Consider the following 12,522-nt stretch of genomic DNA (forward strand, 5'->3'; position numbering starts at 1 on the left):
CCATGGCCGTTCAGTGCGATCAGTGCAGGCTCTTCGCCGATGCAGCGTTGCGCGGCGCGGTGCGGCCGGCGGCGATGGCAAAGGCGCACAGCGCGGCATAGCAGAGCGCCGGGACGACGAACGCCGCGCCGTGCCCGACCGCGCCCGACACCAGCCCGACGATCAGCGGAATGACCGCCCCGCCGAAGATCGCGGTGCAGAGCAGGCCGGAGGTCGCCGCCTCGCTGGCACTCGAGCGTTCGAGGGTCAGGGTGAAGATGACCGGGAACATGATCGAGTTGAACAGCCCGATGCCGAGCGCCACGAAGCCCGCACCGACCCCGCCGACCAGCGCGACGTACAGGCACATGGCAACCGCGATGCCGGTGAACAGCGCCAGCAGCTTGTGCGCCTTCACCTTCGACAGCAGCACCGACCCGATCGCGCGGCCGACCATCGCGCCCAGCCAGTAGAAGGCGACCGCCTTGCCCGCTTCCTGCAACGATACGCCGGGAACCCCGTCGCTGCCCATGGCGAGGCCCAGCAGCGGCACACCGAACGCCGCGTCCGAAGCGCCCCACACGGTGTCGCCGTTCAGGAACAGCGCCATCTGCGTCCCGATCGCGACTTCCGCGCCGACATAGATGAAGATCGCGGCGGCACCCAGCACCGCCCAGCGCGAGGAGAAGGCATCGCGCAGCAGCGCGGCCGGCGACGGCGTGTTCGCGGGCGTTTCGGGCACGGCGGCCGACACGACCTTGCGGCTGAGGAAGAAGAACACCGCCAGCGCCGCGATCAGCCCGGCGATCCAGAAATAGGCGCGGTCGATGCCGGCCAGCGCCCCGGCGCGGACCGCCTCGGTCAGCACCGTGCCGTCCTTTACCTCGACCCCTTCGAGGAACAGGCTGGCACCAAGCAACGGCCCCAGGAACGTGCCGAACGAGTTGAACGTCTGGCTGAGCGTCAGGCGGAAATGGCTGAGCTTCGGATCGCCCAGCGCGGCGGCCAGCGGGTTCGCCGCCACCTGCAGGATGGTGATGCCGGAAGCCAGGATGAACAGGCCGAGTAGCACGATCGGGAAGACGGCGAGGTTCGCCGCGACCAGCATCGTCAGGCAGCCGACGACCATGGTGATGAGTGCGAACAGGATCGAGGGCACCGCCTTCAACCGGCCGAGCAGGATCGCGGCGGGCATCGAGATCAGGCCATAGGCGAGGAAGAACGCCGATGCGGCGAACTGCGCCTCGAAATCGCTGAGGGTGAAAATGCCCTTCACCGCCGCGACCAGCGGATCGATCAGCGAGGTGATGAAGCCCCATGCGAAGAACAGCGTCGTGACGGCGGCGAATGCCAGCCCGGTAGTGGCGGAACCCGCCCGTGTCTGTGCCAAAGCGGCCTCCCCATGCCAGTCCTTGTCGGACTAATTCGGCAATTTGCTTGCGATATCGGTGCGGTCGCCGAGCGGGCGGGCGATGTCAAGGAATTGGTAAGGATTGCCTGACGTCATCCCAGGCGCGCCACCATCTGCGCCGCCAGTTCCGACAACGTGTCGTCGCGCGCGCCCATCACGACGATGCGATCGCCGGGCCGGGCCTGCTTCACCAGATACGCCGCCGCATCCGCCCGGTCGGCGATGTGCCGTGCGAGCGCGCCCAGCGCCACCAGATCGGCGACGATGTCGGCACTGGTCACCTCGCGCGTGACCGTGCCGCCGCGATATACCGGGTCGGGCAGAACCAGCAGGTCGTCGAAAGCCAGCCGATCGGCGAACATCGCCACCAGTTCGCGGCGCATCACCTTCAACGGGCCATAGCCATGCGGCTGGAACAACAGCAGCAGGCGGCCGGGCGCGCTGCGGAGCGTCGCAATGGTCGCGGCGATCTTGTCCGGGTTGTGGCCGAAATCGTCGATGACGGCGACGCCGCCCGCCTGCCCCACCAGCTCAAACCGGCGCTTGAGGCCGGAAAAGCCGGCGATGGCCCGCACCGCGTCGGCTACGGCCACGCCGGTAGCGGCCACCGCGCCGATCGCGGCAAGGGCGTTGGCGACATTGTGGCGGCCGGGCACGGCAAGGCGGACCGGATGCACCGCGCCGTCCGCGACCAGATCGAACCGGCTGGCAAAGGGTTCGAGGACCAGCGCGCGGGCGGTCAGGTCCGCATCTCCCTCCACCGCAAAGGTCGTCCGCTTGTCCGCCGGGATCGTCGCGGCCAGCGCCGCCGCCTCCGCATCGCCGACATTGACGACCACCCGCCCTGCCCGTTCGGCAAATCCGCCGAAGAGCGTACGCAGTTCGTCGAGCGATTTATGGTCGAGGCTGACATTGTTCAGCACCGCGACGTCCGGGCGATAGAAGGCGATCGACCCGTCGCTTTCATCGACCTCGCTGACGAACGCATCCCCCTGCCCCACCAGCGCGCTGGCGAAGGGGCGGTCGAGCCGTGCGAAATCCTTCATCACCGCGCCGTTCATCACCGTCGGATCGCGGCCGAGCGTGTGGAGGATGAAGCCGACCATCCCGGTCACGGTCGACTTGCCACTGGTCCCCGCCACCCCGATCGACAGCGTTGCAGCGTTGAACAGCTCGGCGAGCAATTCGGCGCGACCCATCCGCTTCGCCCCCACCCGTTCGGCGGCCACGATGTCGGCGACGGTCGGTTCGATCGCGGCGGAGGCGACAACGATCTGGTCCGCCGACGTGATGCCGCTGCCATCCTGCGGATACAGCGCGATGCCGAGCGTGCGCAGCGCATCGAACTTGGCGGGCAGGCTCGCCTGATCCAGCGAACGGTCGGAGCCGGCGACGGTCGCGCCGCGCCCGGCAAGGATCATGGCGAGGGGCATCATGCCCGACCCGCCGATCCCGACGAGGAAGAAGGATTTGCCGTACAGCATCGCTCGGCGCTATCGAGCTTGGCCTGAAGTGGCAAGCGGGGTTGCGTGATGCGTATCGGAGTCGTGGCACCGGCACGGCGGGTGGATGAGGACCAGATGGCCCGGACGCAGGGCTATGCCGCGCTGACCTATCCGACGCTCGACCTGGTGGTGCATCCGCAGTGCTTCCTCGACGTCGGGCACTTCGCCGGGACCGATGAACAACGCGCGGCGGCGTTCCTGGAGTTCGCCAACGACCCCGGCTTCGACGCGATCTGGTTCGCACGCGGCGGATACGGGTCGAACCGCATCCTCGACATGGTGATGCCGCAGCTCAATCGCGCAGCGGCGGCGAAGAGCTATCTCGGCTTTTCCGACATGGGGTTCATGCTCGGCGCGCTGTACGCCCGGCGGATCGGGCGGCCGATCCATGGGCCGATGGCGGCGCAGGTGGGGAAGGCCGGCGGCACCAACAGCGCGGCGCGATCGCTCGCCTGGCTGGTCAACCACGACCGGTCGATGCTGGCCCCCGAGCTGGACGGGCGACCGACCGTAGCGTTCAACCTGGTGATCCTGTGCGCGCTGATCGGCACGCCGTGGCTGCCCGACCTGACCGACCATGTCGTGATCATCGAGGAAGTCGGCGAGGACCTGTACCGCATCGACCGGCTGTTCTGGCAGCTGAGCGAGGCGACGCAGCTGAAGGGCATTGCCGGTATCCGGCTGGGCGCGGTGACCGATCGCCATCCCGACGATACGGGTTTTGGCGAAACCGAAGAGCAGATCGCCGCGAAATGGGCGAAGGCGATGGGCGTGCCCTATCTGGGGCGGGCGCATGTCGGGCATTATGCCGATAACATGGTGGTGCCGTTCGGGGTGGCTTGACGGCCTAACCGCCGGTCAGTTGCTCAATGACCGCCTTCGCGTCGCGTTGCTGCCAGTAACGGACATTGAGCCGTTCGAAGGCATCGGCCCGCACCGTCAGCGGATCGGGGCCGACAGCACGCACGAACCGCATCGCCCAGCGGTCGCCAAAGACTGCGCGGTCTTGACCCATGGTGATCGACCAAGTTGCCCCGCCTACGACGCTGGCGAGATGGCCGCTTGACAACAGTATCCGCGCAACCGTCGCCGCATCGGCATCGCGGGGTACGTCGACTACCCCGGCGTGCGGCGCGTCCACATCGTCGGCCATGCAGACGCTGTCCCGCGTTACCAGTAGCGGCCAATCCTCACGCGGCCGGGCGGCTGGCAGGACATGATCGTCCAGATATTCCAGGACGCCGTGCTCGCCATAGGGCCGGCGTTGCAACCGAATCTGCCGCTGCAGCCCATCGGGTGTCGCAACGAACCATGATACGCCGTTTTCGTCCGAAAGGGCGTCGTAGCGCAGGAAGGTCCAGGTTTCGCCGGACGGATGGATCACGCCATCATGGTCTGCAAATACTTTGACCACCCGATGCAGCCGGCCGGGCCGCAGAAAGCGATAGGGCTTCGGACGGTCACGCTTGCCGAACCATCCGAACATCACCCGCTACTCCCCGAACGTCCGCGCCGCAGGGCTGACCGTCACGGCACCCCCTGCCCGCACCTCCTGCACTTCCAGCGCGCGTTCGGCCACGCCGTCGCGGCCGAAGCGGAAGGCACCGTCCAGCCCGGCAAAGCCGTCCTCGGCACGCAACCGGCTCTCGGGAAAGTCGCGGCCGATCGTCCAGTCACGGGCGATGCGCACCGTCAGCAGCACCGAATCATAGCCGAGGCTCGACAGGCGGTACGGCGCGGCGTTGAAGCGCGCGCGGTACTTGGTCGCGAACTGGCGATAGAGGCTGTTCGACACGCTGGCATACCACGCACCGTTCAGCGCCGGCATCGATCCGAGGCCGGTTTCGGTATTCCACAGCTCGGTGCCCAGCACCTTGGCCGAGCGGCTGGTCGTACGGCGGATCGCGGGGACCGCCAGCGCGGCCTGCCCCGCCTGATCGGCGATCAGGATCGCTTCATAGGGCGAGGTCTTCGGCAGCCTGGCGACGGCGGCGGCAATGCCGCCCCGCGCATAGGTCTGGATCGAGACGACCTGCCCGCCCGCCTGTTCGACCGCGCGCAGGAAACTGGTCGAGGCGCGCTGACCATAGACGCCGGCGGGAACGAGGCCGGCAAACTGGGTCATGCCGTTGGTGCGGGCATAGCCGACCACACGATCGATCGACTGGGCCGGGGTATAGCCCAGCAGATAGGCACCGTTCCCCGCCACCGACACGTCGTTCGAATAGCTGATGACCGGCACCTTGGCCCCGCGCGCGATCGGCGCGACCGCGCGCACGTCGTCGGCGAGCAGCGGGCCGAGGATCAGGCGGTTACCCTCCGCAATCGCGCGCTGTGCTGCTGCGGCGGCACCAAGCGCAGTGTCGTAAGTGGTGATTCGCACCCGTTCGCTGCGCGTGTCGAGCAGCGCCAGCTGCGTCGCATTGGCGATCGAGCGGCCGACGCCGCCATTCGGGCCGGTCAGCGGCACGAGCAGCGCGACGCGGTGGCGCTGATTATCCTCCGGGATGCCGCCGGTCACCGGGCCGGGTCGGGTCGGCTGCGGTCGGGTGGTGGTGGGCGGCGCCTGTTCGACCGGCCCCTTGGGCACGAGGGTCGCGCACCCTGCCAGCAATGCCGCGCCGATCAGCGCCGCGGCGCGCCCGATGTGGTGCCGCCATTGCCGTGGCGCTATCGTGTCTGCCATGGACCTCCCCCTGATGACCGAAAAACTTGCCCCCGGCCTCTACATCGTCGCGACCCCCATCGGCAATCTCGCTGACCTAACTATCCGTGCCGCCGATATTTTATCGCGCGCCGACGTGATCGCGGTGGAGGACAGCCGGGTCACCGCCGGGCTGCTGCGCCATATCGGGGTCAAGCGGCCGATGATCCCGTATCACGACCACAATGCCGAAGGGATGCGCCCCGGGCTGATCGCGCGGATGGCGAGCGAAGCAGTGGCACTGGTGTCGGATGCCGGAACACCGCTGATTTCCGATCCGGGGTACAAGCTGGTGCGCGATGCGCGGGCGGCGGGCCATGCGGTCGTGACCATCCCCGGCCCGTGCGCGGCGATCGCGGCGCTGACGCTGGCGGGCCTGCCGACCGACCGGTTCCTGTTCGCCGGCTTCCTGCCGTCCAAGGCGCACGCCCGCGCCGATGCCATTGCCGAGGTCGCCGGCATCCGCGCGACGCTGGTGTTCTACGAAAGCGGACAGCGGTTGTCGGCGACGCTGGCCGCGCTGGCCGAGGGGATGGGGGATCGTGACTGCGGCGTGGCGCGCGAAATTACCAAGCGGTTCGAGGAATGCGTGACCGGCACCTTGTCCGCACTGGCCGAACGCTATGCCGATGCGCCGCCAAAGGGAGAGATCGTGATCGTCGTGGCCCCGCCGGGCGCACCGCCGCCCGCGACGCAGGATGACGCCGACAGCGCGCTGCGCGAGGCGCTGACCCGGTTGCCCGCGTCGAAGGCGGCAGGGGAAGTCGCGAAGGCGCTGGGGCTGGACCGGCGCGAACTATATGCGCGGGCGATGGCGATGAAGGGCGATTGAGCCGTACCTCGAAATCGCCCGCCCAGCACGGGCCGGGGCGACGTCGGACCGGAAATCTCAGGCGGCGATGTTGCGCAGCGCCGTCATCTGTGTCGGGCGAACCGCATGGTTGATCGGCAGCGTATCGCCGCAACAGGCGCATTCTGCGATGATCCGTCCGACGAACCACTGCGATGCCCCGCAACTCGGACAGCTGTTGCGCCCATGCAGCGCGTAAAGGGGTACGCGGGTCGGCATCAGGACGGGTCGTTCCACGGCAATCTCCCTGTTGATAAGGGAACGCCACCACCGCGCCACGGTTCCGTTGCGGAGGGTACCAAAGACCGACGAGGACACGAAAGGTTCCAGACTGCAAGCGGCACGGGGCGATGCCCGCCACCGGTCCGCCGCAGTTCCGGGTCAGGCCGGCGCGCGTTCGTCCAACAAGGTGGTCGCGTCAAGACCCAGCAGGTCGATATGCGCCCGAATCCGTGGCCAGTGCCCTGTCAGGAACCGCTCGCGCTCGGCGAGGCGCAACCGTTCGACCGCGCCCGGCAACACGAACATGCCGACGCCGCGCCGCACCTCGACATAGCCATCGTCCTGAAATGTCTGGTACGCCTTGGCCACGGTCAGCGGGTTCGCACCATGTTCGGCGGCAAAGGCCCGGACCGACGGAAGCTGGTCCCCGGCGCGATAGTCCCCGCGCAGGATCGCAGCGGCGATCAGCGCGCGCAGGCGAAGATATACGGGCGTGTCTTCGTGATCGATCGCTGTCATGCTGACTTAATACAGCAAGCGGCGAGGATGTCCAACCCTCACCCGCCCCACCGCGTACCGATCCGCGCCAGATCGGGACGCGGCCGTTCGTCGAGCGGACGGCCGGGCGATCCGATGAAGACGAACCCGGCGATGCGGTCACCAGCGCCCCCGAACGCGTCGCGCACCGTGTCGCTGAACGCCGCCCAGCCGGTCAGCCAGCTGGCGACATAGCCCATGGCGTGCGCGGCGTGGAGCAGGTTCATCGTCGCCGCACCCGCCGACAATTCCTGTTCCCAGCGCGGGATGTGGCTGTCGACCGGCGCGGACAGCACGACGACCAGCGCCTCGCCCTCGTTTGCAAAGCGGTCCGACGCCTCCAATTGCGCCTCGGTCGCCTGCGGGTTTTCCACCGCCTGCGCCCGCCGCAACAGCGCCGCAAATGCCGCGCGCTTGTCCGCGGGCACGACGACGAAGCGCCATGGGGCGAGCTTGCCATGGTCGGGCGTGCGCGCGGCGATGGCGATCATCGCGTCGATCTTGGCATCGCTTGGCCCCGGCGCCACCATGTCGCGCGGCTTGCCCGAACGACGGGTCCGGAGATAGTCGAGCAGCGAAGAACGGTCGTTGAAGGTCATGGGCGGCGATGTAGGCGCAGGGGCCTTCCACGCCAAGCATCGTCGCAATCGCAACAATCCGGCTTGGCATCGCGATTTTCGCCGTTAGGCTCGTTCGATCCGCGCGCACCGCCCGCCAAGGGGCCGGGCGCGCCAGTTTTTTCCAGGGGATGCATCCTTGTTCGGCCTACCCATCATTCCATCGATCGCGGCGGGGTTCCTGATCCTGCTGCTCGTGCTGGGCGGCGTTGCCGCTGCCAGCAAAGGCGAAGAATTCGCCGGCCACCCCAAGGGGCTGTACGTCCTGTTCTTCGCCGAGATGTGGGAACGCTTTTCCTATTACGGGATGCGGGCGCTCCTGATCTTCTACCTGACGAAGCACTGGCTGTTCGGCGACGGGGAATCCAACCTGATCTACGGCGCGTACACCTCGCTGGTGTACATCACGCCCGTCCTCGGCGGCTATCTCGCCGACCGCTATCTGGGGCAGCGCAAGGCGGTGCTGTTCGGTGCGTTGATCCTGACCATCGGCCACCTGCTGATGGCGTTCGAGGGGCAGACCGGGATCACCGATCCGATCGTCAAGCAGGCCGATCCCGCGATCAACGTGTTCTGGGCGGCGCTCGCCTGCATCATCGTCGGGTCGGGCTTCCTGAAGGCCAACATCTCGGTGATCGTCGGGCAGCTCTACAGCCGCACCGACCTGCGCCGCGACGGGGCCTACACCATCTTCTATGTCGGGATTAACGTCGGCGCGGCGCTGGGCGTGATCTTTGCCGGTTTCCTCGGCGAAACCTATGGCTGGGCGTACGGCTTCGGCGCGGCGGGCATCGGCATGTTGCTCGGCCTGGTCGTGTTCGTGCTCGGCAAACCGCTGCTGAAGGGCCAGGGCGAGGCTCCGCGCCCGCTGACCAAGGCGACCGAATGGGGGCTGTACGGCCTTGGCGTCGCGTCGATCGGCGTGATCTGGGCATTGATCCAGTATCAGTCGGTGATCGAGACGCTGCTCATCATCTCTGGCGTCGCATTGCTCGGCTACGTCCTGTTCGAATCGTTCAAGCTGCCCAAAGAACCGCGCGAACGGATGTTCGCCATCCTGTTCCTGATCGCGCTGAACCCGGTCTTCTGGGGCCTGTTCGAACAGGCGGGCGGGTCGCTGAACCTTTATACCGACCGCTTCGTCGATCGCGGCGGCGTGCCCGCATCGCTATTCCAGTCGATCAACGCGATCTACATCGTGCTGCTCGGCCCGATCTTTGCGGCACTGTGGGTGGCGCTGGCCAAGCGCAACCTCGAACCCTCGGCCCCGGCCAAGTTCGCGCTGGCGCTGCTGCAGGTCGGTTTCTCGTTCCTGGTGTTCGTGTGGGGCGCCAAGACGGTCGGCCCGGAAATCGCGACGCCGGTACTGTTCGTCTTCCTGATCTATTTCTTCCAGACCACCGGCGAGCTGTGCCTGTCGCCGGTCGGCCTGTCGGCGATGAACCGGCTGGCACCCAAACACCTTGCGTCGCTCATCATGGGCGCGTGGTTCTACATGACGGCGGTCGGCAATTTCGTCGCGGGCAAGATCGGCGAGGCAACTGGCGGCCATGACGGCGAAATGACCAAGGAAGGCACGCTTTCGGTCTATAACAGCATCGGGTGGTGGACGATCGGCATCGGTGTCGTCGTGCTGCTGCTGTCCCCGATCGTGAAGCGGTGGATGCACCTCGACACGCTGGTCGACGAAGCCGACCACAGCCTGGCGGGCCAGGCCGAAATCGGCGAGCCGAAGGCGGCGGGCGTCGATGTGTGGAAGGAAGAGAAATAAGCCGTCCGGGCGGGCGGATCTGCGATCCGCCTGCCGACGCTGCAAATCTGGTATTGCAACTGGCGCAAACCGCGGTATGCCGCACCTCTCCCGATCAGGGGGCGCTTAGCTCAGTTGGTAGAGCATCTCGTTTACACCGAGAGGGTCGGCGGTTCGAGCCCGTCAGCGCCCACCACCGCGCAGCGCAACGATGTGCTGCAAGCAGCACATGATAGCGCAAGCGCGGCCAGCGGGTCGAAGTCCACGCCATAAGGCGTGGCTTCGCCACGACTGACGGCGTGGGCGGGCGCGGCGACCGCCGCCTGCCGCAAAACATCCTGAGCGAACGACGCGCCGACCCACCGGGACGCCCCGGCATTCGCCGGGGCGACGTACGCGACAAGGCGTGTCGGCTTACCGCCGCCCCCGTCCCTACGCCCAGCCCAGTCCGGCCTTCGCCACCGCCTGGCCATAGCGCTCCATCCCCGTCACGGCGCGTGCGGTAAGGGCGATGAAGGCGCGACGACGGTCGCTGGGGTCTTCGCGGCGGATCAGCAGCCCGGCATCGGTCATCACCGTGATCCAGCGGAGTGCCGTGGTCGGCGGCACGGCAGCGGCGATGCACAGGCTCGACACCGATACCGTCAGCCCCTCCAGCCGCGCGGCGAACAGGTCGAGCAGCATATCCCATGCGGGATCGGCGAACAGGCCGTCGGCAAAGACCTGATCGCGCAACCGGCGGGTGCGGATCGCCCCGCGCACGGTCGCCGCGGTGATCTCGACTGCGGCCGTATCATCGGCGGGGGGTGCGACGAAGTCCGCTCCCCGGTCGCGCACACCGTCGCCACCGGTGCCGTCGCGGCTGAGCTTCAGCAACGCCTCGGCGATACGAGCGATCTCGGCATTCAGCCGCCGCAGCCGTTCGGCATCGCGCTCGGAAGCCTGCACGACTTGGCCGGCACCGGCGCTCAGCGCGATGGCGGCGACCCGTTCTTCTGGCCGCGCATCGCATAGCAGGATCGCGGGACCGCCGAGCAGGTGCAGCGACACCATGTCGAGCGCGTCGAGCGGAAAGGCGATCACGATCTGCGCGCGGTCCTGCTGCGCGCGCCGGGCAAGCAGCGGCAGCGCGTGATCGAGCGTGGACAGGTCGACGCCTGTCGCCTCGACCAGTAGCAGGTCGGCATGGGGAAGGGCGTCGATGGCATCGGCGATCCCGGCAAAGCCGATCGTGTCACCGATCGCCACCCCGGCCGCCCGCGCCGCGACCGCCGCATCATCGCCTGCGATCCGATCGTCCGCGACGATGATCGCCCGTCGCACCGCCTGCCCGCCAAACCCTTCGAAATCCGTCAACCTGTCCCCCTGTCACCACCGTATACAGGGGTCCGTAGGACGGACGGGCGACGTTGGCGAGCCTTTGCGCCGACGATATGCGACGAGCGCAGGCCGATGGCGCGCTAATCCATCGACTTGACGATTTCCTCGACCATCTTCTTGGCGTCCGCCAGCAGCATCATCGTGTTGTCGCGGTAGAAGACTTCGTTATCGACCCCGGCATAGCCGACGCCGCCCATCGACCGCTTGATGAACAGCACCGTCTTCGCCTTTTCGACGTCGAGGACCGGCATTCCGTAGATCGGCGAGGTCTTGTCGGTCTTGGCCGCCGGGTTGGTCACGTCATTGGCACCTATGACGAAGGCGACGTCGGTCTGCGCAAATTCAGAGTTGATGTCCTCCAGCTCGAACACGTCGTCATAGGGTACGTTCGCTTCGGCGAGCAGGACGTTCATATGCCCCGGCATCCGGCCCGCAACCGGGTGGATCGCGTATTTCACGCGGACGCCGTGTTCCTTCAGCTTGTCGCCCATTTCGCGCAGGGCATGTTGCGCCTGTGCCACCGCCATGCCGTATCCGGGAACGATGATGACCTGTTCGGCCTGCTGCATCAGGAAGGCGGCGTCCTCGGCCGACCCACGCTTCCACGGCCGGTCGATCGCTGCCGCCCCGCCCCCGCCGCTGTCGGTCGCGCCGAAGCCGCCGGCGATCACGCTGATGAAGCTGCGGTTCATCGCACGGCACATGATGTAGCTGAGGATCGCGCCCGACGACCCGACCAGCGCGCCGGTGATGATCATCGCGGTATTGCCGAGCGTGAAACCCATCGCCGCCGCCGCCCAGCCCGAATAGCTGTTGAGCATCGACACGACGACCGGCATGTCCGCCCCGCCGATCGGGATGATCAGCAGGAACCCGATCGCGAACGACAGCACGACGACCGCCCAGAACGGCCAGCTATCCTGCGTATGCGCGAACTGCGCGACCAGCAGCAGGATCGCCGCCAGCGTGGCGAGGTTGATGACGTGGCGGCCGGGCAGCAGGATCGGCTTGCCCGACATCGAGCCGTTCAGTTTCAGGAAGGCGATGACCGATCCCGAAAAGGTGATAGCGCCGATCGCGACGCCCAGGCCCATCTCGACCTTGCTGACGGGGTTGATGACCGCGAACGGCTCGCCGATCATCGGGACGACCAGCGATGCGATGCCGAACGCCTGCGGGTTCAGGTAGGCGGCGATTCCGACCAGCACGGCGGCCAGACCGACCAGCGAGTGGAAGGCCGCGACCAGCTGCGGCATCGCGGTCATCGCGATGCGTCTCGCGGTGGTCAGGCCGATGATGGCACCGATAGCGATGGCGGCGAGGATTTCGAACAAGGTTACCGTATCGAGTTCCAGCAGGGTTCGCCCGATCCCGTTGGGGTCCACCGGCAGGTGCGTGAAGATCGTGGTCAGCACCGCGATCCCCATGCCGATCATGCCCAGCCGATTGCCCCGCCGGCTGGTGGCGGGTGACGACAGGCCGCGCAGCGCCAGGATGAAGCAGACTCCCGCCACCAGATAGGCGAAGGCGACCCATGGATTGACCGGTGCGGCCTCGTGCATCGCGC

At 67.4% G+C, this 12,522-nt stretch carries 12 protein-coding genes and 1 tRNA gene; 4 read left to right on the top strand and 9 right to left on the bottom strand.

Features of this window, described 5'->3' with window-relative positions:
* Positions 1-19 precede the first annotated feature (19 nt).
* Together QZ755_RS13485 and QZ755_RS13490 are read right to left on the bottom strand one after the other, a co-directional pair.
* Positions 20-1,369, bottom strand: coding sequence for an MFS transporter (locus QZ755_RS13485; RefSeq protein ID WP_294323798.1), 1,350 nt, complete (start codon positions 1,367-1,369; stop codon positions 20-22).
* A 113-nt stretch (positions 1,370-1,482) separates the two neighbouring features.
* Entirely contained in the window at positions 1,483-2,874 is a 1,392-nt protein-coding gene (locus QZ755_RS13490; RefSeq protein WP_294323802.1) for a Mur ligase family protein, read from the bottom strand.
* A 48-nt stretch (positions 2,875-2,922) separates the two neighbouring features.
* Between QZ755_RS13490 and QZ755_RS13495 the strand changes: the two genes are divergently transcribed.
* Positions 2,923-3,738 (top strand): LD-carboxypeptidase, encoded by an 816-nt coding sequence (locus tag QZ755_RS13495; RefSeq protein ID WP_294323805.1) that lies wholly within the window; start codon positions 2,923-2,925, stop codon positions 3,736-3,738.
* Between the two features lie 4 nt (positions 3,739-3,742).
* Here QZ755_RS13495 and QZ755_RS13500 read toward each other — a convergent pair whose 3' ends face one another.
* Together QZ755_RS13500 and QZ755_RS13505 are read right to left on the bottom strand one after the other, a co-directional pair.
* Complete coding sequence (locus QZ755_RS13500) at positions 3,743-4,381, bottom strand: DUF3601 domain-containing protein (RefSeq protein WP_294323807.1); 639 nt, start codon at positions 4,379-4,381, stop codon at positions 3,743-3,745.
* Positions 4,382-4,387: 6 nt separating this feature from the next.
* Positions 4,388-5,581, bottom strand: coding sequence for a penicillin-binding protein activator (locus QZ755_RS13505; RefSeq protein ID WP_294323810.1), 1,194 nt, complete (start codon positions 5,579-5,581; stop codon positions 4,388-4,390).
* 13 nt (positions 5,582-5,594) lie between these two features.
* On the opposite strand from QZ755_RS13505, the gene rsmI reads away from it, so the two are divergent.
* Positions 5,595-6,431 carry a 16S rRNA (cytidine(1402)-2'-O)-methyltransferase gene (gene rsmI, locus QZ755_RS13510; RefSeq protein WP_294323900.1) on the top strand — a complete coding sequence of 279 codons (837 nt, stop codon included), beginning with the start codon at positions 5,595-5,597 and terminating at the stop codon, positions 6,429-6,431.
* Between the two features lie 57 nt (positions 6,432-6,488).
* On the opposite strand, the gene QZ755_RS13515 is transcribed toward rsmI, so the two are convergent.
* From QZ755_RS13515 to QZ755_RS13525, 3 genes are all read right to left on the bottom strand, one after another.
* The gene (locus QZ755_RS13515; RefSeq protein WP_294323813.1) at positions 6,489-6,686 is read right to left on the bottom strand and encodes a hypothetical protein; all 198 of its coding nucleotides are present in this window, start codon (positions 6,684-6,686) and stop codon (positions 6,489-6,491) included.
* A 144-nt stretch (positions 6,687-6,830) separates the two neighbouring features.
* On the bottom strand, positions 6,831-7,190 hold the full coding sequence (locus tag QZ755_RS13520) for a GntR family transcriptional regulator (RefSeq protein ID WP_294323816.1): 360 nt from the start codon (positions 7,188-7,190) through the stop codon (positions 6,831-6,833).
* Positions 7,191-7,228: 38 nt separating this feature from the next.
* Positions 7,229-7,807, bottom strand: coding sequence for a nitroreductase (locus tag QZ755_RS13525; RefSeq protein ID WP_294323818.1), 579 nt, complete (start codon positions 7,805-7,807; stop codon positions 7,229-7,231).
* A gap of 157 nt (positions 7,808-7,964) precedes the next feature.
* On the opposite strand from QZ755_RS13525, the gene QZ755_RS13530 reads away from it, so the two are divergent.
* Entirely contained in the window at positions 7,965-9,596 is a 1,632-nt protein-coding gene (locus tag QZ755_RS13530) for a peptide MFS transporter (protein ID WP_294323820.1), read from the top strand.
* A 99-nt stretch (positions 9,597-9,695) separates the two neighbouring features.
* A tRNA-Val gene (locus QZ755_RS13535) sits at positions 9,696-9,771 on the top strand.
* 236 nt (positions 9,772-10,007) lie between these two features.
* Here QZ755_RS13535 and QZ755_RS13540 read toward each other — a convergent pair.
* Both QZ755_RS13540 and QZ755_RS13545 read right to left on the bottom strand, forming a co-directional pair.
* Positions 10,008-10,931 (bottom strand): hypothetical protein, encoded by a 924-nt coding sequence (locus QZ755_RS13540; RefSeq protein WP_294323823.1) that lies wholly within the window; start codon positions 10,929-10,931, stop codon positions 10,008-10,010.
* Positions 10,932-11,035: 104 nt separating this feature from the next.
* On the bottom strand, positions 11,036-12,517 hold the full coding sequence (locus QZ755_RS13545) for an NAD(P)(+) transhydrogenase (Re/Si-specific) subunit beta (protein ID WP_294323826.1): 1,482 nt from the start codon (positions 12,515-12,517) through the stop codon (positions 11,036-11,038).
* Positions 12,518-12,522: the final 5 nt, after the last annotated feature.

This window comes from uncultured Sphingomonas sp. (assembly GCF_913776855.1).
Lineage (GTDB): Bacteria > Pseudomonadota > Alphaproteobacteria > Sphingomonadales > Sphingomonadaceae > Sphingomonas.

What these genes read in the sequence shown, in the direction of transcription:
- QZ755_RS13520 (WP_294323816.1), bottom strand. Translation starts at nt 7,190, where the DNA reads ATGACAGCGATCGATCACGAAGACACGCCCGTATATCTTCGCCTGCGC.
- QZ755_RS13525 (WP_294323818.1), bottom strand. Translation starts at nt 7,807, where the DNA reads ATGACCTTCAACGACCGTTCTTCGCTGCTCGACTATCTCCGGACCCGT.
- rsmI (WP_294323900.1), top strand. Translation starts at nt 5,595, where the DNA reads ATGACCGAAAAACTTGCCCCCGGCCTCTACATCGTCGCGACCCCCATC.
- QZ755_RS13500 (WP_294323807.1), bottom strand. Translation starts at nt 4,381, where the DNA reads ATGTTCGGATGGTTCGGCAAGCGTGACCGTCCGAAGCCCTATCGCTTT.
- QZ755_RS13545 (WP_294323826.1), bottom strand. Translation starts at nt 12,517, where the DNA reads ATGCACGAGGCCGCACCGGTCAATCCATGGGTCGCCTTCGCCTATCTG.
- QZ755_RS13490 (WP_294323802.1), bottom strand. Translation starts at nt 2,874, where the DNA reads ATGCTGTACGGCAAATCCTTCTTCCTCGTCGGGATCGGCGGGTCGGGC.
- QZ755_RS13505 (WP_294323810.1), bottom strand. Translation starts at nt 5,581, where the DNA reads ATGGCAGACACGATAGCGCCACGGCAATGGCGGCACCACATCGGGCGC.
- QZ755_RS13495 (WP_294323805.1), top strand. Translation starts at nt 2,923, where the DNA reads ATGCGTATCGGAGTCGTGGCACCGGCACGGCGGGTGGATGAGGACCAG.